Source organism: Owenweeksia hongkongensis DSM 17368, assembly GCF_000236705.1.
GTDB classification, from domain to species: domain Bacteria; phylum Bacteroidota; class Bacteroidia; order Flavobacteriales; family Schleiferiaceae; genus Owenweeksia; species Owenweeksia hongkongensis.
In genome coordinates this window covers 3,186,080-3,211,988 of the sequence record NC_016599.1, presented here as the reverse complement: position 1 = coordinate 3,211,988, position 25,909 = coordinate 3,186,080, and the positions used below count along the sequence as shown (strand labels likewise).

Sequence of the window (25,909 nt, the reverse complement as noted above, 5' to 3'; positions counted from 1 at the left end):
GGACTTTATAAAATGACCAACAAAGGATTAAAGTGGCTGGAAGGAGTTGCTGTAGTTGCCGGACTTTCCTATACATTACTAATCACCTATGGCTATGTATGGTGCTGGATTGCAGCCATTATCAGCTCGCTGCTTTTCCTATACATCTGTTTTATTAAGCGAATTTATGCAGAGTCGCTACTTCAAGCCTTTTATATTTTCACTTCTATCTACGGGTGGATGCATTGGAATGATTCTGGAGGTGGAATATCCGGAAGCCTGAGTTGGTCCATCCACGGAATGATAATTTTATCAGGAACCGCTTTAGTTATAATCACTGGTGCTCTTTTAAAAAAAATGACAGATGCAGCTACTCCCTACATCGACTCCTTCACTACCGTTTTTAGCATTTTTGCCACCTTATTAATGATTAATCTAATCCCCGACAATTGGTGGTATTGGATAGTGATAGATGCTGTTTCGGTATACCTATACTACAAACGCAAGTTATATTTTGCCACAGCACTATTTGTACTTTACACCTTACTTGCCGTAAATGGATTACTAGAATGGACAGCTTAAAAAAGATAGTAATCTCAGGGCCAGAGTCAACCGGAAAATCATGGCTCACCAAAAAACTAGGGGAGCATTTTCAAGTGCCCTTTGCAGATGAATATGCTCGTCATTATTTAGAAAAAAATGGCTCAGCGTATGATTTTGACACTCTTGAAAAAATTATAATAGGCCATAAATCGCATCAGCAAAAAGCAATTCAACGAGCTGAAAACCTGGTGTTTTTAGATACCGATTTACTTAATTTCAAAATTTGGGAAGAGCTTGTCTTTGGCAAAACGCATGACTTTATCGAGAAAGAAATTGAAAAGGAAAACGACCACATTTACCTTCTCACCTACCCAGACATTCCTTGGGAGAGTGACCCTCTCCGAGAAAATCCTGATAATCGCTTAGAGCTTTTTGAACTGAGTCTTGATTTGATAAAAAAATTAAATCGTCCGTATCAAGTTGTAAAAGGAGATTTTGATGATAGGTTTGAAAATGCTCTTTCAGCCCTCGAAGCATTTCACTAATATTTCTCAACTTTAATTCAGCTCTGTATTGCCGCTTCATTTTTCATAAGTACTTTCGCGGCTTACATCTCATAGGGGTGTCCCGATTAATTTTGGGGCTGAGATTATACCCAATGAACCTGGGCAGGTAATGCTGCCAAGGGATAATTGACATCAAATTTTTATTTAACCAAGCGAGTAAATAGCCCCTTTTATTCGTGATAGAATTACATTTTATCATGAAGAAGCTAATTGCTTTTGCTGCATTGTCAGCACTGTTTCTGCAAACGCAGGCACAAACCATTTCCGGAAGGGTAACTTCCAAAACTGATGGCGAACCATTACCGGGTGCCACTATCGTTGTTCAATCTACCAAAGCAGGGGTACAAAGTGGTACCAATGGTGAGTTTGAAATTCAGCTCGAAAAGGGCAAAACCTATCAACTTACCGCCTCTTTCGTGGGATTTGAACCCCTGACCAAAGAAGTGATAGCCAATGAAAATGCCATTGTAAACTTTGCTTTAGCCGAAGCTTCTGAGCTTTTGGAGCCGGTAAACATTTCTGCCGTAAGAGCAGGAAAAAATGTACCTATTGCGAAGAGCAACCTCAGTAAAACGCAGATTGAAGAACGAAACGAAGGCCGAGATATGCCTTTCGTTCTCAAGGATTTGCCGAGTACGGTGGTGAGTTCGGATGCAGGAACTGGCATTGGCTACACGGGTATTCGAATTCGCGGCAGCGACATTAGCCGCATTAACGTTACCGTAAATGGGATCGCCCTGAATGACCCTGAATCGCATGGAGTCTTTTGGGTAAACACACCAGATCTAGCTTCTTCTGCGCAATCTATACAAGTGCAGCGTGGTGTAGGAACATCCACCAACGGAGCCGGTGCTTTTGGCGCCAGCGTAAACATAAAAACCAGCGAACTTAGCTTGAAGCCTTACGCTAGTGCGGATGTAACTGGAGGTTCATTCAACACATTAAAAACCAACGTGCGTGCAGGAAGCGGATTGCTAAATGATCATTGGAGCATTGATGCTCGTTTCTCAAAAATAAATTCAGACGGTTTTATTGATCGAGCTACTGCAGATCTTAAGTCTTACTATTTATCGGCTAGTTATTACTCTAAAAAAACCAGTGTACAGCTTATCCACTTTGGTGGTGGTGAGGAAACTTATCAGGCTTGGTGGGGAGTTCCTGAAGCCAAACTGAATGGCGATAGCGCTGCTTTGTACACACACATTATAAACAATGGGTATGACAGCCAGGATTCGGCCAACTTGGTAAATTCTAACCCCCGCACTTACAATTATTACACGTATGATAATGAAACGGACAACTACAAACAGGATCACTATCAACTTCATGTTTCTCACGCTTTTAGCGAAAAGCTTACCGCAAATGCTGCGCTGCATTATACCTGGGGGCGTGGCTATTATGAGCAATATCGCAAAGATGATGATTTAGCGCATTATGGTTTGGATGATGTGATTCTTGGTGGCGACACCGTTACCAGCACCGATCTTATCCGCAGACGCTGGTTGAACAATAATTTGATTGGAACCACCTATTCGCTTCAAGCGGATTTGAATCAACTCCAGTTGACTTTTGGCGGAGCGTATAACAAGTACATTGGCGACCACTATGGTGAAATCATTTGGGCGCAATACGCCAGCAATGGCGACATCCGTGACAGATATTATGACAATAGAACCACCAAAACAGATTTCAACAATTACCTAAAGGCCAGCTATACTGTTGGGAAGTTTACCGCTTACGGAGATTTACAGTTGAGATCGGTAAGCTATGTAGCCAATGGAATTGATGAAGATGGAACTACCATAGATGTTGACAGAAGCTTCACATTTTTCAATCCAAAAGCCGGGGTAAACTACGCTTTGAATGACCAAAGCCGAGTGTATGCATCTGTTGCTGTGGCGCATCGCGAGCCAGTTCGTACCGACTTCTTAGATGCACCTGTAGATCTTCAACCAAAAGCTGAAGAGCTGATTGACTATGAAGCTGGCTACGAATTACAAACCGAGCGTGCCTTCTTCAATGCTAATCTTTTCTTTATGGATTACACCAATCAGTTGGTGCTAACAGGTCAACTTAATGATGTAGGCTCTCCCATTCGCACCAATGCTCCTGAGAGCTATCGCGCAGGTATTGAGCTAGTGGGAAGTTATATTGTAAACAAGTATTTGCAGCTTGGAGCGAATTTCACCTTCAGTCAAAACAAGATTTTAAATTTCACAGACTACGTGGTGGATTATGACAATGGCGGGTACCAAGAAGAAAACTTTAAGAGTACCGACATTTCATATTCTCCAAATGTAATAGGTGGAATCAACATCACCGTGAAGCCAATAGCAGGAGCCACCATCGATTGGAACACGAAATATGTAGGTCAGCAATTTATGGACAACACCTCAAGTGAATCCAAAAGCCTGGATGCCTTTAACGTCACCGATCTACGTTTAGGTTATAATCTTCCGGTAAAATGGGTAGACCGTCTGAATGTACACCTTTTGATTGCCAACTTGTTTGATCAGGAATATGAGCCAAATGGCTATACCTACAGCTACATTTATGGTGAAAAGATTACTGAAAACTTCTATTTCCCTATGGCGGGCATCAACTTTATGGCGGGCTTGAGTGTAGATTTTTAGCGAAATAAAACTCTATTGACATTTGATCCCGCTGAGATCTTAAAAAAAGAAACGGTTGTCTGAATAATTCAGGCAGCCGTTTTTATCATAACACCTAAGTGCCAATTGATAGAGTCGAAGATATCATCTGGTAATTTCCAATTTATGTTGACAAATTGGATGACTGGTTATAAAATCTATTCCCTTTCGATAGCTATCCTTTTTCCTGCTTTGACCTTTCTGACTTTCTAGATAATCCCTTTTAGAAACTACGTAGTACTCATAACTCAATGAGAGGTCAAAGAGGCCTTCTACCTTAAGCTTTTTTGATTCTTCTTTCCCAGGTTCAAGCAAAGTGAAATTAACAATATGAGAAGCATCTTTCGGGTCTCTACTTATGTTAATCACCGAATCATTGACTAGAAAAACTTCTAGACTTTTATCTTTAAACAAGTTCCCATCATTGAGAACTCTCACAAACACCAAGCTATCCCGAAAGGGATTATGAAAAGTTAGTACATATTCTTTGCTCAAATCCGTTCGACTCACAAGTCTGCTTGAAAGAATTTCCTTTAGACAGACCTGAGCAACACCAACCGTGGAAATTAACATGAGGACAAACAGTAATACAAATCTAAATTTCACACTTAATGTTTAAGAGTTTCTGTCCCCGCTCAACCAAGCACAAGTACCGAGAAGTCTCAATACTAAATACTCCCTACTAAATACTAACTTCTCAACTTCTCATTCCCATGATGTCGATCATGATCACGCTCGGTTTTTATGTTCATCTTTTTATCAAAAGCCGCCTGAAGATCTACACCGGTTTGGTTGGCCAGGCAGACAGTAACAAATAGTACATCGGCCAATTCCTCACCAAGGTCTTTATTTTTGTCGCTTTCCTTTTCACTTTGCTCGCCATACCTACGGGCAATAATGCGGGCTACCTCACCTACTTCTTCAGTTAGCTGGGCCATATTGGTAAGTTCGTTGAAGTAACGAACACCATGATTCTTAATCCAGTCGTCAACTATTTTTTGAACTTCTGTAATTCCCTTGCTCATCTTATTCTTTATTTTGAGTGTCTATACAAATGGTCACCGGCCCGTCATTTACCAGGCTTACTTTCATGTCTGCACCAAACTCACCCGTTTGTACCCTTGCCGGAAAATGCTCTTTACAGCGCTCTACAAAATATTCATATAAAGGGATTGCCTTATCTGGTTTGGCTGCTTTTATATAGCTCGGGCGATTACCTTTTTTGGTGGAAGCATGTAAAGTAAACTGGCTAATAATTAATAGCTGTCCATTCACATCAATGGCTGAGTGGTTCATCTTCCCTTCATCATCAGAAAACACGCGCAGGTTGGCAATTTTGTTAGCTAACCAAATAGCATCATTGTTTGTGTCAGCATCTTCTATTCCCACCAAAATGACAAAACCTTGGCCAATGCTTCTGTCTTCTTTTCCATTAATATTTACGGAAGCTTCTGTTACCCGCTGGAGAACAATTCGCATGTTTATTTTTTCCTTTTGGTAATGAGCGCATCTCTGCGCTTCTGATCTATTTGCCTATCGGTTAACCCACTTTGATTGTTATAAAGCATTTTCTCAAAGCCACCATACATTGGATTTGGAAGTATTACAAAGTATTTTAAAGCATGTTCCACCATCTCTTCATTATCCGCCATATCTTCTTGAAAACTATCCTGTTCTTCAACAAAATCCGAAAGCTGATCACCTACATAAAGTATTACCTCAAACTTATCCTTTACAGTATTTCTTCTTTCGGTTTTATCCGGATCCTCCACTTTTAGTAAAACATGACTTTCGTCTGCTGCGGGTAAGTTGTAAGTCATCAAATTTTCTATGGTAGGCTCTAGATGCTCAATACTTCTATTAGAGATGTAAAAAACCTCAATACCTAAGCGTTCAGCTTCCATCAAAAATTCACGAGCCCCAGGGATTAATGCCGCTTGTCTTTCTTTAACCCAAAGATCCCAGCTTTCATCTGAATACTTTTCACCATCACGGATAAGTCGAGCTTCATAAGGGCTATTATCAAGCACTGTTTCGTCTATATCCAGAATAACGGCTAGTAGGTTATCCCCACTTGCCTGACGTAAGTTTTCCTTGAGCTTTCTGGCTGCATTTCTGTACTGTTGCTCCTGCATAATTTTCACCTCATGGGAGTGTTGCATCCACAGGACACTCATCATCTGCTGATCCATAAGGTTTACCTGAGACTCTACAGCTGGAGCCACCACTTGCTTGCTATTGCCACAAGCGCTCATTACCCCTATTATTACAAGGACTTGCAAAAAGTATCTAATTCGCATAAATGTCTTTTCTATAGTTTTCGTCTTCATCAGTTCCATTCACAAAATTCACATAACTATCATAGCGTGTGTAGGCCAGTTCGCCCTCCTCAAGTGCTGCTTTTATAGCACAACCAGGCTCCTCTATGTGAATACAATTATTGAATTTGCACTGACCCTTGATTCTAAAGATTTCCGGAAAATAATCGCCTATCTCCTCCTTCTCCATATCCACTAATCCAAAACCTCTGATTCCTGGAGTGTCAATAATATTCCCTCCAAAGCTAAGCTCAAACATTTCTGCAAAAGTAGTGGTGTGTTGCCCCTGATGGTGGCTTAAAGAAATCGCTTTTGTTTTTAAATCTAAACCGGGCTCTACGGTGTTTACCAAAGTAGATTTCCCTACTCCTGAGTGTCCGCTTAGCAGGCTCGTTTTATTTTGCAATAATTCTTTTAATTCTTCCAACCCCAGTTCTCCCGGCACCGAAGAATGTAGTACTGTGTATCCAGCATCCTCATAAGCTAAGGTGTAAAACTCCAATTCATCAAGATCGGCATCACTATACAAATCTACCTTATTAAAAACCACCACAGCAGGAATACTGTATGCCTCGGCCGTCACCAAAAATCGATCAATAAAGCGAGGGTAAGTTTTAGGGAAATCAAGGGTCACTATAAGCACCGCCTGATCCAGATTGGCTGCAATGATTTGGGTTTGTTTGGCCAGGTTTACACTCTTGCGAATGATGTAGTTCTTGCGCGGAAGTATATCCGAAATAACAGCAGTTTCTTCACCTTCCTCCATCTTAAACTCCACCACATCACCCACGGCTACCGGATTGGTGCTTTTAATTCCACGCAAGCGGAGCTTACCCACTATCCTACATTGGATTATTTCTCCAGTATCAGTTTTCACCTGATACCAACTTCCTGTTGATTTTGTTACTGTTCCTTGCATTGCGGCAAAGGTAGATTTATAAGACAAATCGAATAGTAGAATTGGGCATCAAAAGCCTAGCTTATTTAAATAATAAAACCGTATGCTTTAAAGGTAATCCCTTTCAGCCACCACACAGAATAATCCATTATCAAATTGGCCCAAGTGCTTAATTCCCATCTCTGCAAAACCATTCCTTACACCGCGAATACCCATATTACCTGACCTTCCTACGTCTTAGTCAATTGTTTTATAAATATCCGTGGCCACTTGTAGCTTTCAAGTTCAGCTGCAAGATTTACTTGGTTCAATTTGCCGTAAAACATTCCATAAGCACCCTGACCTTTTGTATCGGAATAAAATCCTGTTACTATTTAGCCATCCAATCAACTATAGAGTGAATAATTTCTTTAGAAATAACTAAAATTTGAACCTAGAAAGCCTAACACCGTCTACTGCATATTTTACTCGTACCGCAAACAGCCCCTGGCTAGCAGAACTATAAGCACTTGCTGTCTTCACATAAAAATATTTACCATCCGAATTCTGTATTGATTCTAAAGTCATGTTTCCATCCGCATCAATTTTTGCTCCGATAAGCCCAAACTTTCGCCCAAAATTGGAATACTGGTTTCCCATTCCTTCATTTATAGATTGTGCATTTCGTACGTCATCATTATACAAAAGAAACACCTCATTATTTTCCATGTGAAAAACATAGGACACTGTTCCCATATTATTATCGGTTTGCTTCTTTGGAATACTTTTCACCCATAAAAGTTGCCCTTTGGGGTTAAAGCTAAAGACTACAATCTCCCCAACAAATCTATTCCGATAAGCGCCTGGCAAGCTGTTTACATAATCTCTTTCAGCAACCACTGCAATATTTCCATTTTCAAATTTTGTAAAATCTTTGCATCTAAAAGAAGCAAAGCCCTCTTTCATTCTTCCACCCATTGCGGCATGCAAAATATCGAAGCTCTGATCCAAGTCATTAGAGTTCGCACTTTTGCCACTTTGCAATCGTTCTATCGTTGGTTTAAAAGTATTTTTACTCAACTGTGAATAATACAAACCATATGGATACCCATCTTCATCATCTGCGTAAAATCCAGTTAGAACGAATCCCTCCGTTAAATCGGGTTTTACAGAAAGCCCATGAAAAGTTTTATTTAGGTGTGATAAGTCATACACCATCATGTTCTTTTCCTTATCGATTCTTAAAACCCCGTACTTGGTAGAAGTTTTAATTTCATATTCCTTAAAACGGCCATCATCTCTATAACCAACTACCAATACATCTCCATCATTGCTCAACTCGGTTTGAGTAATAGTGAAATTACCATCTTTGAAAGGATTCCCATATGACTGCTCCCATTGCAGATTAAGTTGATCATCAAAAACAAAGGCCTTTGGAGCCACATTTTTACCCGGAGGGGTCACTATAGAAAACCGCGACTTGTCCTCTGAGACCAAGAATTTTACTTTATAGTTTTCCGTGATATTATCCACACTCGCCACTTCACGATTTGGCCTAGCCTCTCCCGCTCGGCTAACAAACTTCTCCAGAAAATATATCTTCCTTCTCACAGGGTTATACGCCTCATATATTAAGTGAAAACCCTCCTTTGACACCACTGCTGTTTTAAATTCAGTTTTTTGCCCTTCATATTTAAATTTACCAACCTCCCACTCATCTTGTATCTCCAAGGTTTCTGAATCAAACTTCCGCAAGAAATAATTCTTCCCTTTTACCATTATAGCGTATACACTTCCCTCCTTTTCTTCTACAAATTGGTGGAATGTACCCTTGACTTTATCCGAAATAATTTCTGTAGCCACCCGTTCCTGGGCCATCACGAAAACATTACCAGCTAGAAATAAAGTACCAAGTAGCAGTTGTTTTAAAGTTATCATAGTTGATCTTTTGGGGTTCTATCGGCTAAAGTAATTTTTACATCTGATAAAGTGGTTTAGATTAATAAATCCAAAAAACAATTCATATTTCTCTCAGGATGCAACCTAAATTTCAAATAAGTTCCCGTGTTTATATGGTCAATTTCTTATTTAAATACATTTGCTAAGAGGAGGAAACAAAAGTCCTATTCGAGAATGGCAACACACAACGTACCCTGGGTAGAGTCCCTTTATTTTGAAGAAATCCTTAAAACCAAACAACTCTCTGTGGAGGAAGTGGAAATGGCGCGGTTCTATAACAAGAATGGGTACCTGATTTTAAGAAATTGCATAGAGCATAAACTCATTGATGAAACACGCAAAGAACTTCAGGAGGATGAGGATTTGTTTAGCTATAAAAACCCTAGAGCTGTGCAGCTTTGGAAAAAAAAGGAAGGGGTAAAGAAAATTGCGACTCACCCTAAAGTTTTAAAAACATTAGAAATGCTTTACGGAAGGGAGGTAATTCCCTTTCAAACCTTAAATTTCAAATACGGAAGTCGCCAAAAGCCTCATTCCGATAGCATCCATTTTCACTCGCTCCCTGAAAGATTCATGTGTGGTGTTTGGGTAGCTCTGGAGGACATCAGTCCTCAAAGTGGCCCTGTAACATATTACCCCGGATCACATAAATTACCGGCATTTGACTATCAAGACATCTCCCCCGAATTCAGACCTGCATCAAGCTTACCTGGGTCATTTTACTATGATCAATACGAGCCATTTATTCAAAAGGCGATGGATATCCATGGGTTTTCACCAGAAAAATTAATCATCAAAAAGGGGGATTTATTAATCTGGTCAGCAAATATTGTCCATGGTGGAACGGTCATCGAAAACCCTGACCTTACTAGGTGGTCACAAGTAAATCATTACTACTTTAAAGATTGTTTGTATTATACCCCCCAAAACTCTAACCGAGTAAGCGGTGAGTATTTTTTGAGGGAAATAACTAACATTAAAACGAACAGATCAACCTGGGGCAACTACAATGGCCAAATAGTAAGACGCAAAAAAGGCGGCTACTATAAGTTTCTTATTTCTCCAGAAGCATCCTATGATTTTAAAGATGTAAAAGCGCTTTTTGCCAAGGCTATTCATAAGATTTTTAAGTAACCGCTATGCTAAACCATTGGTTCCATAGGCAAAGAGTGCAATACGCTTTTTACAAAACTAAAGATAACGTCAACCCCAGATTAGCCAAAAACTTGGCAAAAATTAAAAAGTTTGACGAAGAGCCCGCACTATTCGCTGGCTACATTAAAAGTGGAAATACGTGGCTACGCTTTTTGATTTTTAATTACTTCAACATCAAAGCGTGCAATGCTACCGAAACCCTTACGTATCAAGAGTTAAATAAAATTCAACATGAATCACTAGGTGATCCCATCGAGCCCTCGGGACCTCAACCAGGTTTTCCTTACTTAGCGAGAACACACCGTCATTATAGCTCAGTATTTGATCGATTTACTAAAGGGATTCATATTTACCGGAATCCACTAGACACTTTGGTTTCGGCCTATCATTTTAACAAGAACCAACCTGAATCAAAACAAAACTCCTTCGTTAATGTAAATCACTTTGTAAAAAACAACCTTATATACTGGGAACTTCACACAAGGAGTTACCTCAACCAAGGCCACCTTTTACACGTTAGATATGAAGATTCGCAGAAAGACCCTATAGGTGAACTTAAAAAGGTAATAGAATACCTCGGGTATACCTTTGAGCCTAAAATTGCTGTTAAGAGTATCGAGCTTTCCAGTTTTAAGAGCATAAAAGAAATGGGGCGCGAAAAAAATCAGAAATATGGAAATGGAGGCCCTCAGTATGGTGCAGAGTTTACACGTAAGGGAATAATTGGAAGTTTCCACCAAGAACTTGAGCGCAGCACTATTCGATTTGGATTTAAAACAATGAATGCTTTTGGCTACAAATCGTTGCTTAAGTAAATGGGCATTTCATTTGATAGGCTTCAGTAATAAAAATTTTAGCTTAGCGCCAGATTTGAAATTATGTCGATAGAAGTACAAAATATCACCAAAAAATACGGAGAGCAACGTGCTCTTAACGATGTTAGTTTTTCTCTAAAGAGTGGGGAGATTGTAGGTTTCCTGGGACCCAATGGTGCCGGAAAATCTACCATGATGAAAATACTTACGTGCTACATTCCACAAACAGAAGGCATAGCCAAAGTATGTGGCCTGGACGTAACCGAAGATAGTATTGAAATCAGAAAAAAAGTAGGCTACCTACCCGAGCACAACCCTCTTTACCTGGATATGTACGTGAAGGAATATTTAGCATTTATGGCCGGAATTCACAAAACTTCTAAAACAGCTATTCCAGACATAATTGAAAAAGTAGGTCTTACAAAAGAGAGCCACAAAAAGCTTGGCCAGCTTTCTAAAGGTTACCGCCAGCGCGCTGGTCTTGCAGCAGCACTTCTTCACGATCCAGAAGTTTTGATTTTGGATGAACCAACTACCGGCCTAGATCCAAATCAACTTGCTGAAATCCGTGGGTTAATTAAAGAAGTAGGAGCTTCTAAAACCGTGATGCTTTCTACACACATTATGCAGGAGGTAGAAATACTTTGTGATAGGGTGATCATTATCAACAACGGAGAGATTGTGGCCGACCGTCCAACTTCTGATTTGAAGAATGTACAAGGTGCCAAAACATTCCTTGTGGAGTTTGACAAAGAGTTTAGCAAGTCGGAATTAAAGAAAATTGCTGGCGTAAAAGATGTAAAACACATCAGCGATAATAAATGGGAGTTCTTTGCCCTCCCAGGTCAGGATATTAGAACTGATGTTTTCAACTTTGCGGTAAGCAAAAAAGCCGCTGTCCTAGGAATACAACAGCAAGAACAAAAGTTAGAACAGGTATTTCAGGAACTTACAGAAAAAAAGGGCTAAAAGCCCTTTCTTAAAATTCTATAAAATTATTTCTGCCTGAAGTAAACCTGAATCGGAACTCCAGTAAAATCGAATTGCTCACGCAGTTTATTTTCTATAAATCGTTTGTAAGGCTCTTTCACATACTGTGGTAAGTTGGCGAAAAATGCAAATGATGGAGTCCGGGTAGGTAGTTGTGTAACAAACTTAATCTTCACATACTTTCCTTTACTCGCAGGCGGTGGATTACCTTCAATAATAGGCAGCATAGTATCGTTTAGCTTGCTGGTAGCAATGCGCTGTTCTCTGCGACTGTAAACGTTCATTGCTTCCTCTACCGCTTGAAAAATACGCTGTTTGTTGAGCACTGAAACGAAGATGATAGGAATATCAGTAAATGGCTCCAATCGCTGAAGAATTTTGTTTTTATATTCCTTAGCTGTATTGGTTTCCTTTTCTACCAAATCCCACTTATTCACCAAGATTACTATACCTTTTTTGTTTTTTTCAGCTAAGCTAAAAATAGACAGATCCTGTGACTCTAAACCTCTGGTGGCATCAAGTAAAAGCACACACACATCAGAGTTTTCGATAGTTCGAACAGAACGCATCACTGAGTAAAACTCGAGGTTTTCGTGTACTTTGGTTTTTTTGCGAAGACCTGCTGTATCTACCAGCAAAAAGTCTTTTCCAAATAGATTGTAACGTGTGTGAATAGAATCACGTGTGGTGCCCGCTATTTCGGTAACAATATTTCTTTCTTCACCCGTAAGGGCGTTTATAAACGAAGACTTTCCTGCATTTGGGCGACCTACAATCGCGATTTTAGGAATGTCCAAATCTTCAACTTCCACATCCTCCGGCACCTGCTTTACCACCTCATCAAGAAGCTCTCCGGTACCGCTACCGTTCATAGCCGAAATATTGAAAATCTCACCAAGTCCTAAGCTGTAAAACTCCGCACTTTGCGTCTGACGCATAGAGTTATCCACCTTATTAGCAACCAAAATCACAGGCTTTTTGGATTTACGCAGTAGCATAGCCACTTCCTGATCCATACCTGTAACACCCTGCTCGGTATCCACCAAAAACAAAATGATATTAGCTTCTTCAATAGCAATTTCTACCTGCTTGCGGATTTCTCCCTCAAACACATCATCAGACCCTCTAACATACCCACCGGTATCGATCACAGAAAAGTCACGACCAACCCAATCAAACTTTCCGTAAATCCTATCACGGGTAACCCCTGCTACAGAATCTACAATTGCAGTGCGGGTTTTAGTAAGTCTGTTAAACAGTGTTGACTTTCCAACATTCGGTCTTCCAACAATAGCTACAATATTTGCCACCTCATTTATTTTAGCCTGCAAAAATAGGCATTGTATGGCAGAGCCACCACATCTATATTTTTACAGATTGACCTTTATTAATAGCCACAAAAAAAGCCGCAAACACAAGGCTTGCGGCTCCTTAATTTATTCTTTCGACAGACTATTTACTTTCTCCCACCCATTACTTCAGGGTAGTTGTTGGAGAAATTAATCAAATCGACTACTGATTTACCTCCAATTTTATTGAGCAATCGCAATTTATACGTGCTCACCGTTTTATCACTTATCTCAAGCTCTTCAGCAATATCTTTATTAGAATGACCACTGCTCAAAAGTTTCAAAACTTCAATTTCACGCTGGCTAAGCTTGATAGGTTTATTCTTCTTTTTATTACTCATCAAGTCCTCACTAAAGATTTGCTCTCCAGCGTAGACCTTATTTATGGCATTAATAAGTTTTTTAGGCTCTTCATCTTTTATAAGATACCCACTAGCTCCCATCTGAAGAGCTGTTTTACCATAAATATCTTCAGGGTGCATGGTGAGAACTATAATTTTAAGATCTGGTGCTATTTCTTTGATCTTGCGAATAGCTGTAATCCCATTCATTTTTGGCATATCCAAATCCAAAAGAAGTACATCCGCTTCATTGTCTCTTATTATTTCTAATAGCTCTTCACCATTAGAAGCTTCAGCAACAAGTTTTAGGTTATCCTCATAACCTATAAACAGCTGTAAACCTTTTCGAACAACTGCATGATCATCTGCGAGTAAAAGTCTTATCATACTATGCGTTTCTGTGATTTATTTTAGTGTTGTTATCAAAGCTACAATTAATGTAAGACAATAACTACACTAGCGTTAATTTTTATAATCCGGTGGAATAATACATACCGGAATAGGCAGCATTTTGTGTTGATTTGCCCGGTGTAAATTAGAATAAATTTGGAAAACCTCAAGCTTCCGCCCTTCAAAATCACCCACCACTTTTCCTTCAGTATACTTTTCCATTGCCCATTCCAATTCCGGGTAGGATGCCCCAATCTGATCTTCATCGGTTCTGTCATCTCCCCAAAGACCATCTGTTGGCGGGGCTTGCAAAATATCACTACGCACACCAAGATGTCTGGCTAACTTATAAACCTCGGTCTTAGTAAGATCTGCTATAGGACTTAAATCCACACCACCATCTCCATATTTGGTATAAAAACCTACACCAAAATCTTCAACCTTATTCCCTGTACCTGCTACGAGATAACTATATAAACCGGCAAAATAATACAAGGTAGTCATGCGCAACCTGGCGCGTGAGTTTACCAAAGAAAGATTGCGCTGCTCGGAATCATTAACCACAGGCATGGCCTTTATAAAATTATCAAAAACTCCCGTAAGGTTTACACTTTGAAAAGATACATTGAAATATTTTTCTTCCAAATCCTTTATGTGACTAATTGCACGATTTACCTGTTCCGGACTTTGATGAATTGGCATTTCTACACATAAAACAGGAAACCCAGTACGAGCGACCAATGCTGAAGTAATTGCCGAGTCAATTCCTCCAGAAACCCCAACTACAAAACCTTTTGTTCCAGACTTTTGAATATAGTCTTTCAACCAGCCCACGATATGAGCTTCAACCTTTTGAACGTCCATTAAAACCTTGTAATCAATATTTTAGAATAAAATCCCCACTTTCAAGTTTATATAATCGAAGCGGTAGCCATATTTTTTTTCGGTGCCCAATGTTCCACCACTTGTTTTAACATTATCGGCCAAACTTCTATTATAATACAAACCTGCCACCAAGCTCGTATTTCCACCCAAATTATATTCACCACCTAAACCTATTGAAAACATAACATCAATAGGGTTAATGTAATTTTTTTCAAGTGCATCACCTTGAACTTCAAACCCTGGAGATGAGTCCTCAAACTCTGTAAGCTGATCTACAGGAAAACCAAGCCTACCACCAAACTCCGCAAAATAACGCATGTACCCAAACTCCTTGGTTCGCATTTTTAGGTATAAAGGAATTTGGACCATCCCTGCTTGATAAGTTCCTGTTCTATTTATAAATACACTCGGATTTTCTGAAACTTCAACTGGAAGGGTTAACTCTCCACCTCTAAAAATGTAATCTACACCGGTAGAAAAGGAGTAGTTTGGAGCAAAATTGTACTCCACCATTAAGCCAAAAGCAAACTTCACTTTTGATGATGATTCTGCATCGGGATCATTGCTCTGAATGTAACTAATATTGGGAGAAGCGTGAAGTCCAAACCGAAGAGGAGTTGTAGCAGCCACTGGAGTTGTTTCTTGAGCTTTCAGTCCAAAGCTGGTTATTACTAATAAAATAATGACTTTTGCGTTCAGGTTTTTCATAATGAATGATTTTAATCTAAAGTATAAACTCTCGTCCTAACAAAGCAATGAACAAATTGATCAAGCCTCTATTCATATTTATCAGCCTTTTCGTTTTTGCTTCATGCAATGAAGAAACCGAAATAGATTTGTCGCAAATATCTAAAGAAGCGCGGTTTATTCGCTTCGACTCAGCTTTTTTTAATAGTGACACTTCAAATATTCCTACGGAGATAGAAAGACTATCCGCACTTTACCCAGAGTTTTACGCTGCCGGTAAGAATCCGGTTTTCTGGAAAAGTCAGCGCAATGACGAGCAACAGCTTGAACTGTACGCTGGAACAAAAAAGGTTTTCAAAGACTTTTCATCGCTGAATGAAAACCTCAACTTTTCGATGAAGCACTTTTATTATTATTTCCCTCAAGTGCCCGAAGTGAAGTTTTACAGCTATATTTCTAATCTTGACCTTGAATACCCAGTCTTATACACACCTGAACAAAATATTTGCTTTGCAGGAATCGACCTTTATCTTGGCCCTGACAAACCTTACTATCAACATCTACCTGCTTACCAAGCCTATTTTCGCCAACCGGCTTTTCTAGTTCGAGACTGCATTGATGCCGTAAGCAAACCACACATTGCTCGCAAACTAGATGCCGCAACTCTACTTGATGATATGATTTATTACGGCAAGCAATTGTACTTTTTAGAAAAGATGCTTCCGCAAAAAGATGAAACTATAATTGTGCAATACACACCAGAGCATCTTGATTTTTGCAAAAAGAACGAACGCACCATCTGGGCCTATTTTGTAGAAAACAAGCACCTTTTTGACACTAGTCAGGATTTGAAAAGACGCTTTGTTGAGCTAGCTCCTTTTTCTAAATTCAGAATGAAATTTGACGCTGAAACCCCTGGTATGATAGGCCGCTGGGTTGGCTGGCAAATTGTAAGAGCCTACATGGCCGAAAATCCAAGTGCAACTTTGCCACAATTAGGGCAGGAAACAGATTCAAGAAAAATATTGAAACTTAGTGGATATAGACCTTAGGCGGCAGAAATTCGAAAAGACAAGCTCTAAATTCAAAACAAACTCAAAGATTCTAAACTGGAAAATTCAAAAAATACGCTAAAAACAAATTAGCAATTCGCACCGTATTTTCTAGCCATTGGTCTTTTTTAAACTTTTGAATTTCTACTTTTTTGATTTGTTTAGAGTTTAGCATTTCGGATTCAGAGTTTCTATTTTGAGGTTTAAATTTCCATTAAGTAAACTTAGCTTTGCAGCCGCGAAATAAATCGACAATCAAAAGTTGCAAATCGGCAATCCACAATTGTAAATCAAAAATCACAGCATGGCACATCATACTTCTGACATCAAATTTCAAATTGGCTTAGACGAAAACAAAGTTCCTGAAGTAATGGATTGGAGCGCCAGCGATGGTGGAATAAACCATGCTGCCGCAAAAGCAATGCTCCTAAGTGTGTGGGACAAGCGCAATCAAGAAACCTTGCGCATCGATCTTTGGACAAAAGACATGATGGCCGATGAAATGAAGCAAATGATTCATCAAACCCTGGTTGGACTTTCTGACTCATTGGAAAGAGCCACGGGCGAAAAAGAAGCCGCAGACTACATGCGTAAATTCGCTCATGACCTTGGCGTGAAAATGGATCTTTTTAAAAAGTAAGCCCTGAAAATATTGACACTCCTGCAGTCAGTCCGGGAGGAGTCGGGGACTACTCAGAAACCATCTGATTATTCAACTGCTCAATGTAGTTCAACACTTGATCGCAACCTTCGCCAGTCTCAGCTGAAGTAGCAAAAAACACAGGCATCTCCGCCCAAGTTTGCAGCATCTTTTTGCTGTAAACTTTGATGTTGGTATTCAACTTACCAGAACCTAACTTATCCGTTTTGGTGAAAACCATGCTGAAGGGAATTTCCAATTCACCAAGCCACTCCATAAATTCAAGGTCAATCTTTTGTGGCTCATGACGAGAGTCAATCAGCACAAATAGGTTTACCAAATTTGGGCGCTCAATGATGTAATCTTCAATCAGCTTCTGGAATTTTTCCTTTGAGGTTTTACTCACCTTAGCATATCCATACCCAGGTAAATCGGTAAGATACCATGCCTCATTTATCAAAAAGTGATTGATGAGCTGGGTTTTCCCCGGTCGGCCGGAAGTCTTAGCCAAGCCCTTGCGTTGCACCATTTTATTTATCAAAGTACTCTTACCCACATTACTCCTTCCTATAAAGGCGTATTCAGGTTTATTGGGCTCCGGACATTTAGTAATATCATTATTACTACAAACAAAATCTGCGCTGTGTATATGCATGGCGCGAAGATAAGGGAAGGATTTGGGATTTACGATTGGTGATTTGATGATTTAAAAAATCAAGATCGGGGTGACTCAATCGTCAATCCCAAATCCACAATCAAAAATCCCTCCTCCACTTTCCCCCACCTTTTTCACAATTGTTCGAAAACCCTATTCACAAAGAGATAGCTAGGCAAAAGCAATATTCTAAAGACTATCCAGTTTTAACAGAAGTGGGAAAACTTATCAACAAAGTGGTAAATTGTGGATGAAAGTGGAGTAATAATTCTATTTTTGAGACTCAAAGCACACAAAACTTAAGATGCTGAACCTGATAGGAGTACATGAATGTAAAATGGATGCTAAGGGCAGGGTAATGATACCTTCTGCGCTAAAGAAGCAACTATTGCCGGTACTTGAGCGTGGTTTTGTAATCAAGAGAAGTGTTTTTCAAAAATGCCTGGAGCTCTACCCCATGGACGAATGGGAGAAAACGATGAGCAAGGTGAATAAGCTCAATCGATTCGTTAAGAAGAATAATGACTTCATCCGCATGTTTACTGCCGGAGTGAAGCTGCTGGAAATGGACGCCAACGGAAGACTCAACATCCCAAAAGACCTAATGAATTTTGGCAACCTCTCTTCGGAGCTGGTGCTTTCGTCTTCGGTGGGAATGATAGAAGTGTGGAACAAGGATGCCTACGAAGGTTCGATAAACGACCCTGATGTAGATTTTGGAGCATTGGCAGAAGAAGTAATGGGCAGCCTCAATGAGTCAGAAGATGGATTATCATAAACCAGTCCTTTTACAGGAATGTATAGATCTGCTGCAGATAAAACCTGACGGCATTTATGTAGACGTAACCTTTGGTGGTGGCGGTCATAGCCGCGAAATACTAAAGCACCTAACCACTGGTCACCTTTATGGATTTGACCAGGATCCTGATGCGAAAGCTAATGTACCTGACAGTGAGAATTTCACTTTGATAGCGGCCAACTTTCGCCATCTAAAGAAGAGCTTGAGACTGCATGGTGTAAAACATATTGATGGTCTTCTCGGTGATTTTGGCGTGTCATCACACCAAATTGACGAGCCAGACCGCGGTTTCAGCACTCGATTTGACGGGCCGCTTGACATGCGCATGAATCCCGACAAGGCTTTGAGCGCACATCAAATTATCAACGAAAGCGAGGATACTGAGCTATTTAGAATATTTAAGGATTACGGTGAAATAAATCGCCCATGGCCTTTGGTGAATGCGATAACCAATCACCGACCAATTAACACAACTGCCGAGCTAAAGAAAGTTTTGGAGCGTTTTGCGCCACCACAAAAGCACGGGCAGTTTTGGGCCAAAATATTTCAAGCTATTCGTATTGAGGTAAACGAAGAAATAGCTGTAATCCATGAATTGCTGGAGCAAGCAACCGAAATGCTAAACCCTGGAGGGAGATTGGTGTGCATGAGCTACCACTCCCTGGAAGATCGTCCGGTGAAGAATTTCTTCCGCTATGGAAATATTGAGGGTGAGCCCAACAAAGATTTTTATGGGAATCTAATCAGACCATTGGAACCCATTACGCGAAAGCCTGTAATAGCCAATGACGAAGAAATAAATGAAAACCCAAGAGCAAGAAGTGCAAAGCTTCGTGCCGCAGAAAAGATAGAAGAAGAAAATGAGTGAGGCTGCAACATCTAAAAGGAAGATAGTAAATCCGCTGAAGGGCGTGTTTACTGGCCGCTTTTTGGTAAGCCCTCAGCTCGCCAAAAACTGGCCTTTCATTATTTACCTAAGCCTGCTTGCGCTAATAATGATTGCCAGCAGCCACAGTGCCGAAAGCAAAGTACATCACATAAGCCGCTTGCGCACGCAGATGAAAGAGCTAAACTCAGAATACATCGACACCCGCTCACGATTAATGATTGAGAGCATGGAATATAAAGTAATAAGCAAAGGACAAGAGTTGGGACTGGAAAAATCAAACACTCCACCACTCATTATTAAAGTACCAGAAAACGACTAAGTGGAAGATCGCAAATCCATATTGAACCGCATGTACATAGCCGCCATCCCGTTTTTCCTGATGGCTGTTTTTGTATTGATCAAACTCTTCATCATTCAGTATGCTGAAGGACCGGATTTGCGTGCGCGCTCTCAAAAAGAAGTGATTCGCGAAATAAATATTCAGGCTGATCGTGGAAACATCTTTAGTAGTGATGGCAAATTGCTCGCTACCTCCATGCCCGTTTATGATCTTTTTATGGATCCTTACACGGTGGCCGAGGAAGATTTTACCGCCAATATTTCCGCATTAAGCCTAGAGCTTGGAAAAAAATTTCCCGTTCGCTCCGCCCGCCAGTGGGAAACTTACTTGCGGATGAAGCGTGATGCAAAAAGCCGCTACGTGAGATTAGGCGAAGACATTTCATTTTCTGACCTACAAAAGATTCGCGAGTTCCCAATTTTCAACTTAGGGCGCTACAAAGGAGGACTTATTTACGAGCAAAAGAATTACCGCAAAATGCCTTTGGGCAAAATTGCTGAGCGCACCATTGGCTACGATCATTTGCGAGGTCGTACTGGAATTGAAGGTGCTTTCAGTAGCTTTTTAAGCGGAACAGATGGCGTTCGCCTAAAGCAAAAAGTAAGCAAAGGAAACTGGAAACCCGTAACCGACAGTTATGAAATAGAGCCTGAGGACGGCCTTGATGTTGTTACCACAATCGACACCAAAATTCAGGATATCGTTCATCACGAATTGCTAAAAGCTTTAGAGAGATTTGAAGCTGACCATGGCTGCGCTGTGGTGATGGACGTAAAAACCGGAGCTATTCGTGGCATCGCGAACTTGGGCCGCACGGAAGAAGGAACCTATTTTGAAAAAAGAAACTATGCCGTATGGGAAAGCACCGAGCCTGGGTCTACTTTCAAATTAGCCTCAGTGATGATTGCCCTAGAAGACGGAATTGCAGATACTAACACTTTGGTAGACACCGAAAATGGTCTTTATGAAATTTACGGAAAGAAGATAAAAGACAGTAATTACCGCAACGGAAAAGGTGGCTACGGCCGGGTTACGTTGAAGCGTGCATTTGAGGTTTCCTCAAACGTGGGCATCGTAAAACTTATTTATGACAATTATAAAGATGAACCATCACGATTTGTAGACCGTCTTTACACCCTTGGATTACACGACCCGCTTGGTCTCGCCATAAAAGGAGAAGGAACTCCCCTTATCCCTAAACCGGGCGACAAAAACTGGAGCGGGATCACTCTTCCGTGGATGGCCTTTGGATACCAAGTGAGCTTCACGCCTCTTCAGGTACTTACACTTTATAATGCTGTGGCCAATGATGGAACCATGATTAAACCTCGCTTTATCGAAAGTATTTCTAAGCATGGCAAGGTGATTCAAAACAATGAAGTGCAGGTAATCAACCCATCTATTTGTTCAAAGGAAACTTTGGCAAAGGTGAGATCGATGCTGGATGGTGTGGTAGAAAATGGAACCGCAACCAACCTTCAAAGTCCTTTGGTAAAAATTGCAGGTAAAACCGGAACCTGCCAACTTAACTATTGGAAGCGCGACACCAGAGATTACCAGGCATCTTTTGCTGGTTACTTCCCGGCAGACAACCCACAATATACCTGCATCGTGGTGGTAAACAAACCCAATAACCACATGGGCTATTACGGGTCTACCGTTGCAGGACCTGTCTTTAAAGCTATCGCGGAAAACATTTATCTAGACACTCCTCGCGACCTTGATCAACCAGTACAAGGCTTTGCCGAATTACTAGGTACAGATGCCAGCAACGATATTACGGTAACACAAAAAAAGGTGCCAAACCTAAAGGGCAAAAGCGGAGCTGATGCATTGAGCATTTTGGAAAACCATGGTTACAAAGTAAAAATTAAGGGTAACGGAAAAGTGATTTGGCAATACCCACCCGCTGGCTCCGATGTTGGAAACAGCGCCCTCATAGAACTGAAATTAGGATAAGAAAACGGCCGATTGATGAAACTACTTAAAGACATACTCTACACCGCCCCAATTTTGGATGCCATTGGCAGCACCAATGTGGCTGTAGAAAATATAGCTTTCGACTCTCGCAAAGTCGTGAAAGAGTCTTTGTTTGTGGCCGTTCCTGGGACGGTGGTTGATGGGCATGATTACATTGCCCAAGCTATTTCACAAGGCGCTCGTTCCATCGTTTGCGAAAAGCTCCCTGAAGAATTGAATGACGGCACCACTTACATTCAGGTGAAAGATGCTCATGCTACGCTGGGAATTTTAGCTTCCAACTTTTATGGCAATCCTTCTTCAAAATTAAAGTTGGTAGGCATTACCGGAACCAACGGAAAAACTACTGTGGCAACTTTATGTCACCGTCTCTTTATGGCTTTAGGCCAAAAGGCCGGACTGCTAAGTACCGTGAATGTGATGATTGGCCGCGAAATTCATCCGGCAACACACACTACTCCCGACCCGGTAAGCCTGAATAGCTATTTGAAAAAAATGGTTGACGCAGGTTGCAAATACTGCTTTATGGAGGCAAGCAGCCACGGCATTGAGCAACGTAGAATCGCTGGATTGAAATTTATTGGAGCGGCTTTTACCAATATTTCGCACGACCATTTAGATTATCACAAAACCTTTGACGACTACATATTAGCCAAAAAGGCACTTTTTGATGCGCTTTCTCCTGAGGCATTTGCCTTGATGAATCAAGATGACAAACATGGCCGCACCATGCTTTTGCATAGCAAAGCAAAAAAGTACGGCTTTGCGCTAAAAACCGATACCGATTTTAAAGCACGCATTATTGAGCACCAACTTGACGGAATGCTTTTGCAGCTTGACGGGCAAGAAGTTTGGACCAAACTCATTGGCACTTTCAATGCCTTGAATATTGCAGCTGTTTACGGAATAGCCGTTTTGTTGGGTGAAGACAAACTTCAGGTAATAACCGCCATCAGCGCATTGCAATCAGTAGAAGGTAGATTTCAGCATTTTCAAAGTGAAGGTGGTGTAACGGCAATTGTGGATTATGCACACACACCGGACGCATTGAAAAATGTATTGGAAACCATTGGCAAAATAAGAACTGGTGCCGAAACCGTGATTACCGTGGTAGGATGCGGTGGAAATCGCGACAAAACCAAGCGCCCTGAAATGGCAAATATTGCCACTCAGCTGAGCGACCAGGTGATTTTTACTTCTGACAATCCACGAAATGAAGACCCGGAAGTAATCATTCAGGAAATGGAGGCTGGCGTAGAAATGCAGCTGAAAAGAAAATACCTGAGCATAAGCAATCGTAAAGAAGCCATTCGTACCGCAGCCAGATTGGCCAACAAAAATGACATCATTCTGATTGCCGGAAAAGGGCATGAAAAATATCAAGAAATAAAAGGTGAAAAACTGCCATTTGACGACATGGCCGTGGTTCGTGAATCATTAACCCAAAACCAAAACTGATGCTCTATTACCTTTTTACATACTTAGACAAAGCTTACAATTTGCCAGGTGCTGGAGTGTTTCAGTTTATCACCTTCCGCGCAGCCATGGCGCTTATTTTCTCTTTGATAATCTGCCTTGTTTTCGGAAAACGCATCATAAAATTTCTTCAAAAACAACAAGTAGGCGAAACCATTCGCGACTTGGGTTTGGAAGGTCAGGCTGAAAAAGCAGGAACACCTACCATGGGTGGATTGATGATTCTTTCAGGGATTCTTATCCCGGTTTTGCTTTTCGCAAAGCTTGAAAACATTTACATCATCCTACTTATCATCACTACCATTTGGATGGGAGCTATTGGCTTTTTGGATGATTATATCAAAGTATTTAAAAAGGATAAGAAAGGACTTCAAGGCAAGTTTAAAGTAGCCGGACAAGTTGGACTAGGAATCATTGTGGGCAGCCTTCTCTATTTTAATCAAAATGTAACAATTAAGGAAAGAGTAGAAACCGCGAAGGTGGTGCAAAGCGCTGACGGAACTGCCACCACCCAAACACTACCAGTTTACGCTGAAGCTGAAAAATCTTTAAAAACCACTATTCCCTTTTTCAAGAATAATGAGTTTGACTACTCAAAACTTATCAGCTGGGTAGTGGATGATTACCAAAGATGGTCTTGGCTAATCTTTATCCCCATTGTAATCTTCATCATCACAGCAGTGTCCAATGGCGCCAACCTGACTGACGGAATTGATGGACTTGCCACAGGAACTTCCGCAATTATTGGAGTAACCTTAGGTGTTTTTGCATACGTTTCCGGTAGTATCATTTTTGCCGACTACCTCAACATTATGTACATCCCAAACACGGGAGAGCTTGTGGTATTTATCGCAGCATTTGTAGGAGCCTGCATTGGTTTCCTTTGGTACAACACCTATCCTGCACAAGTATTTATGGGTGATACAGGTAGCCTTGCCATCGGTGGAATTATTGCCGTATTCGCAATTGCTATTCGCAAAGAACTTTTGATTCCTATCGTTTGTGGAATCTTCTTGGTAGAGAATTTATCAGTGGTAATGCAGGTGAGTTACTTTAAATACACCAAGAAAAAGTTTGGCGAAGGGCGCAGGATTTTCTTGATGTCACCACTTCACCACCACTATCAAAAACAAGGTTACAACGAAAGTAAAATCGTAACCCGTTTCTGGATTATCGGAATCTTTTTGGCCGTATTAACCTTCGTAACACTTAAGCTTCGCTAATGAGTATTGCTACCAAAATATCAATACTTGGTGCCGGAGAAAGCGGAATTGGCGCAGCCATTTTAGCCCAAAAGCAGGGCTTTAATGTTTGGGTGAGTGACGGTGGAAAAATCAAGCAGAAGTACAAGGACACTTTAAATGACCTTGATCTTCCGTATGAAGAAGGCTCTCATAACATGAATGAGATACTTTCTTCACAGCTGGTTGTAAAGAGTCCCGGTATTCCCGAAAAGGCGGCCGTGATGAAAGCCATTCGTGAAGCGGGCATTGAAGTGATTTCTGAAATAGAATTTGGGTATCGCTACTGCAAAGGAAAAATTATTGCAATCACTGGTAGCAACGGAAAAACCACCACCACCCTACTCACTTATGACATTCTGAAAAAAGCAGGTGTAAGCGTGGCCCTTGGCGGGAATGTGGGAAACAGCTTCGCAGCAAGTGTAGCCGAAAGCGACCATGATTATTATGTGTTGGAGATTTCGAGCTTTCAGCTGGATGACATCAACAGCTTCAAACCGCACATCGCTATCCTTTGCAATATCACGCCTGACCATCTGGACAGATATGATTACAAAATGGAAAACTACGCTGCCAGCAAGTTTGCTATCACCAAGTATCAGGACGAAACCGACTTTTTTATTTACAACAAAGACGATGCGGAGACTTTGAAATACATGCCGCAGCACACTATAAAATCAAAACCGCTAGCCATAACCCTGCAGAACGAAAACACTGAAGGAGCCTGGCTTGACGAAACAAATACAATACACATAACAATAAATAACCAAGAACAAATGAACATCAACGAATTAGCCCTACAAGGCAAGCACAATACCTACAACAGCATGGCTTCAGGACTTGCAAGCAAGCTTTTGGGTATTCGCAAAGAAGCCATCAGAGAAAGTCTGGCTGGCTTTGAAAGCATCGAGCACCGATTGGAGCCTGTACTTCAGGTTTACGGAATGCAGTTTATCAATGATAGCAAGGCTACCAACGTAAATTCTACCTGGTATGCGCTGGACAACATGCACGAACCAACCATTTGGATTGCCGGTGGAGTGGACAAAGGAAACGACTACAGCCAGCTTTTTGGTTTGGTAGAAAAAAAAGTGAAAGCCATCATCTGTCTTGGTGTAGACAATTCCAAGTTGCATCAAGAGTTTGAAGGCAAAGTAGACCTCATTATTGACGCTGCTGACATGGACGAAGCAGTGCGCATGGCCTACAAAATGGGCGAGAAAGGAGATAACATTTTGCTAAGCCCTGCTTGTGCAAGTTTTGACCTTTTTGAAAATTACGAAGACCGTGGCCGTCAGTTTAAAGCTGCTGTGCGCAATCTGTAAAAAAGGT

At 40.8% G+C, this 25,909-nt stretch carries 26 protein-coding genes; 15 read left to right on the top strand and 11 right to left on the bottom strand.

The genetic code is table 11. The annotated features are described in order from the left end of the window. The first annotated feature begins 12 nt into the window (after nucleotides 1-12). The 3 genes from pnuC to OWEHO_RS14065 all read left to right on the top strand — a co-directional run bounded on the left by pnuC (nucleotide 13) and on the right by OWEHO_RS14065 (nucleotide 3,721). Nucleotides 13-561: a nicotinamide riboside transporter PnuC gene (gene pnuC, locus OWEHO_RS14075; protein ID WP_014203161.1), complete on the top strand. Its 549-nt coding sequence runs from the start codon at nucleotides 13-15 to the stop codon at nucleotides 559-561. Then, nucleotides 549-1,067: an AAA family ATPase gene (locus OWEHO_RS14070; RefSeq protein WP_014203160.1), complete on the top strand. Its 519-nt coding sequence runs from the start codon at nucleotides 549-551 to the stop codon at nucleotides 1,065-1,067. Before pnuC ends, OWEHO_RS14070 begins: the two co-directional genes overlap by 13 nt. A 218-nt stretch (nucleotides 1,068-1,285) precedes the next feature. Next, the gene (locus tag OWEHO_RS14065) at nucleotides 1,286-3,721 is read left to right on the top strand and encodes a TonB-dependent receptor (RefSeq protein WP_041627637.1); all 2,436 of its coding nucleotides are present in this window, start codon (nucleotides 1,286-1,288) and stop codon (nucleotides 3,719-3,721) included. Between the two features lie 123 nt (nucleotides 3,722-3,844). Here OWEHO_RS14065 and OWEHO_RS14060 read toward each other — a convergent pair whose 3' ends face one another. The 6 genes from OWEHO_RS14060 to OWEHO_RS14035 all read right to left on the bottom strand — a co-directional run bounded on the left by OWEHO_RS14060 (nucleotide 3,845) and on the right by OWEHO_RS14035 (nucleotide 8,872). Beyond that, the gene (locus OWEHO_RS14060) at nucleotides 3,845-4,345 is read right to left on the bottom strand and encodes a hypothetical protein (protein WP_143764611.1); all 501 of its coding nucleotides are present in this window, start codon (nucleotides 4,343-4,345) and stop codon (nucleotides 3,845-3,847) included. 83 nt (nucleotides 4,346-4,428) lie between these two features. After that, entirely contained in the window at nucleotides 4,429-4,764 is a 336-nt protein-coding gene (locus OWEHO_RS14055; RefSeq protein WP_014203157.1) for a nucleotide pyrophosphohydrolase, read from the bottom strand. 1 nt (nucleotide 4,765) lies between these two features. Then, nucleotides 4,766-5,218: a D-aminoacyl-tRNA deacylase gene (dtd, locus tag OWEHO_RS14050; protein ID WP_014203156.1), complete on the bottom strand. Its 453-nt coding sequence runs from the start codon at nucleotides 5,216-5,218 to the stop codon at nucleotides 4,766-4,768. A 2-nt stretch (nucleotides 5,219-5,220) separates the two neighbouring features. Next, nucleotides 5,221-6,039 (bottom strand): 5'-nucleotidase, lipoprotein e(P4) family, encoded by an 819-nt coding sequence (locus OWEHO_RS14045; protein ID WP_014203155.1) that lies wholly within the window; start codon nucleotides 6,037-6,039, stop codon nucleotides 5,221-5,223. Beyond that, nucleotides 6,029-6,976: a ribosome small subunit-dependent GTPase A gene (gene rsgA / locus OWEHO_RS14040; protein WP_014203154.1), complete on the bottom strand. Its 948-nt coding sequence runs from the start codon at nucleotides 6,974-6,976 to the stop codon at nucleotides 6,029-6,031. The genes OWEHO_RS14045 and rsgA overlap by 11 nt, the downstream gene beginning before the upstream one ends. A 399-nt stretch (nucleotides 6,977-7,375) precedes the next feature. Then, nucleotides 7,376-8,872: a hypothetical protein gene (locus OWEHO_RS14035; protein ID WP_014203153.1), complete on the bottom strand. Its 1,497-nt coding sequence runs from the start codon at nucleotides 8,870-8,872 to the stop codon at nucleotides 7,376-7,378. 195 nt (nucleotides 8,873-9,067) lie between these two features. On the opposite strand from OWEHO_RS14035, the gene OWEHO_RS14030 reads away from it, so the two are divergent. The 3 genes from OWEHO_RS14030 to gldA all read left to right on the top strand — a co-directional run bounded on the left by OWEHO_RS14030 (nucleotide 9,068) and on the right by gldA (nucleotide 11,832). After that, nucleotides 9,068-10,027, top strand: coding sequence for a phytanoyl-CoA dioxygenase family protein (locus OWEHO_RS14030; RefSeq protein WP_014203152.1), 960 nt, complete (start codon nucleotides 9,068-9,070; stop codon nucleotides 10,025-10,027). A gap of 92 nt (nucleotides 10,028-10,119) precedes the next feature. After that, nucleotides 10,120-10,863: a sulfotransferase domain-containing protein gene (locus OWEHO_RS14025; RefSeq protein ID WP_169312796.1), complete on the top strand. Its 744-nt coding sequence runs from the start codon at nucleotides 10,120-10,122 to the stop codon at nucleotides 10,861-10,863. 63 nt (nucleotides 10,864-10,926) lie between these two features. Then, complete coding sequence (gldA, locus tag OWEHO_RS14020) at nucleotides 10,927-11,832, top strand: gliding motility-associated ABC transporter ATP-binding subunit GldA (RefSeq protein WP_014203150.1); 906 nt, start codon at nucleotides 10,927-10,929, stop codon at nucleotides 11,830-11,832. Nucleotides 11,833-11,858: 26 nt separating this feature from the next. Here gldA and der read toward each other — a convergent pair whose 3' ends face one another. From der to OWEHO_RS14000, 4 genes are all read right to left on the bottom strand, one after another. Further along, nucleotides 11,859-13,163, bottom strand: coding sequence for a ribosome biogenesis GTPase Der (gene der / locus OWEHO_RS14015; RefSeq protein ID WP_041627636.1), 1,305 nt, complete (start codon nucleotides 13,161-13,163; stop codon nucleotides 11,859-11,861). A gap of 146 nt (nucleotides 13,164-13,309) precedes the next feature. Further along, nucleotides 13,310-13,930 carry a response regulator gene (locus tag OWEHO_RS14010; RefSeq protein ID WP_014203148.1) on the bottom strand — a complete coding sequence of 207 codons (621 nt, stop codon included), beginning with the start codon at nucleotides 13,928-13,930 and terminating at the stop codon, nucleotides 13,310-13,312. A 75-nt stretch (nucleotides 13,931-14,005) separates the two neighbouring features. Further along, a complete protein-coding gene (nadE, locus tag OWEHO_RS14005; protein ID WP_014203147.1) occupies nucleotides 14,006-14,797 on the bottom strand; it encodes an NAD(+) synthase in 792 nt (263 codons plus the stop codon). A 21-nt stretch (nucleotides 14,798-14,818) separates the two neighbouring features. Then, on the bottom strand, nucleotides 14,819-15,526 hold the full coding sequence (locus tag OWEHO_RS14000) for a porin family protein (RefSeq protein WP_014203146.1): 708 nt from the start codon (nucleotides 15,524-15,526) through the stop codon (nucleotides 14,819-14,821). A 47-nt stretch (nucleotides 15,527-15,573) separates the two neighbouring features. Here OWEHO_RS14000 and gldB point away from each other — a divergent pair, with 47 nt between their 5' ends. After that, entirely contained in the window at nucleotides 15,574-16,557 is a 984-nt protein-coding gene (gene gldB / locus OWEHO_RS13995; protein ID WP_014203145.1) for a gliding motility lipoprotein GldB, read from the top strand. A 304-nt stretch (nucleotides 16,558-16,861) separates the two neighbouring features. Beyond that, nucleotides 16,862-17,197: a gliding motility protein GldC gene (gene gldC, locus OWEHO_RS13990; RefSeq protein ID WP_014203143.1), complete on the top strand. Its 336-nt coding sequence runs from the start codon at nucleotides 16,862-16,864 to the stop codon at nucleotides 17,195-17,197. A 49-nt stretch (nucleotides 17,198-17,246) separates the two neighbouring features. Here the strand turns inward: gldC and yihA are convergent, their stop codons facing one another. Next, nucleotides 17,247-17,852, bottom strand: coding sequence for a ribosome biogenesis GTP-binding protein YihA/YsxC (gene yihA / locus OWEHO_RS13985; RefSeq protein ID WP_014203142.1), 606 nt, complete (start codon nucleotides 17,850-17,852; stop codon nucleotides 17,247-17,249). Nucleotides 17,853-18,156: 304 nt separating this feature from the next. On the opposite strand from yihA, the gene OWEHO_RS13980 reads away from it, so the two are divergent. Genes OWEHO_RS13980 through murD form a run of 7 tightly spaced genes read left to right on the top strand, consistent with a single transcriptional unit; the run spans nucleotide 18,157 to nucleotide 25,902 of the window. Further along, on the top strand, nucleotides 18,157-18,630 hold the full coding sequence (locus OWEHO_RS13980) for a division/cell wall cluster transcriptional repressor MraZ (RefSeq protein ID WP_014203141.1): 474 nt from the start codon (nucleotides 18,157-18,159) through the stop codon (nucleotides 18,628-18,630). Continuing rightward, the gene (gene rsmH / locus OWEHO_RS13975; protein WP_014203140.1) at nucleotides 18,605-19,519 is read left to right on the top strand and encodes a 16S rRNA (cytosine(1402)-N(4))-methyltransferase RsmH; all 915 of its coding nucleotides are present in this window, start codon (nucleotides 18,605-18,607) and stop codon (nucleotides 19,517-19,519) included. The genes OWEHO_RS13980 and rsmH overlap by 26 nt, the downstream gene beginning before the upstream one ends. Beyond that, a complete protein-coding gene (locus OWEHO_RS13970) occupies nucleotides 19,512-19,859 on the top strand; it encodes an FtsL-like putative cell division protein (RefSeq protein ID WP_014203139.1) in 348 nt (115 codons plus the stop codon). Before rsmH ends, OWEHO_RS13970 begins: the two co-directional genes overlap by 8 nt. After that, entirely contained in the window at nucleotides 19,860-21,839 is a 1,980-nt protein-coding gene (locus OWEHO_RS13965; protein ID WP_014203138.1) for a penicillin-binding protein, read from the top strand. Between the two features lie 15 nt (nucleotides 21,840-21,854). Continuing rightward, complete coding sequence (locus tag OWEHO_RS13960; protein ID WP_014203137.1) at nucleotides 21,855-23,318, top strand: UDP-N-acetylmuramoyl-L-alanyl-D-glutamate--2,6-diaminopimelate ligase; 1,464 nt, start codon at nucleotides 21,855-21,857, stop codon at nucleotides 23,316-23,318. Further along, nucleotides 23,318-24,559 carry a phospho-N-acetylmuramoyl-pentapeptide-transferase gene (gene mraY, locus OWEHO_RS13955; protein ID WP_014203136.1) on the top strand — a complete coding sequence of 414 codons (1,242 nt, stop codon included), beginning with the start codon at nucleotides 23,318-23,320 and terminating at the stop codon, nucleotides 24,557-24,559. Before OWEHO_RS13960 ends, mraY begins: the two co-directional genes overlap by 1 nt. Continuing rightward, nucleotides 24,559-25,902, top strand: a complete 1,344-nt coding sequence (gene murD / locus OWEHO_RS13950) for a UDP-N-acetylmuramoyl-L-alanine--D-glutamate ligase (protein ID WP_014203135.1) — start codon at nucleotides 24,559-24,561, stop codon at nucleotides 25,900-25,902. The genes mraY and murD overlap by 1 nt, the downstream gene beginning before the upstream one ends. Nucleotides 25,903-25,909: the final 7 nt, after the last annotated feature.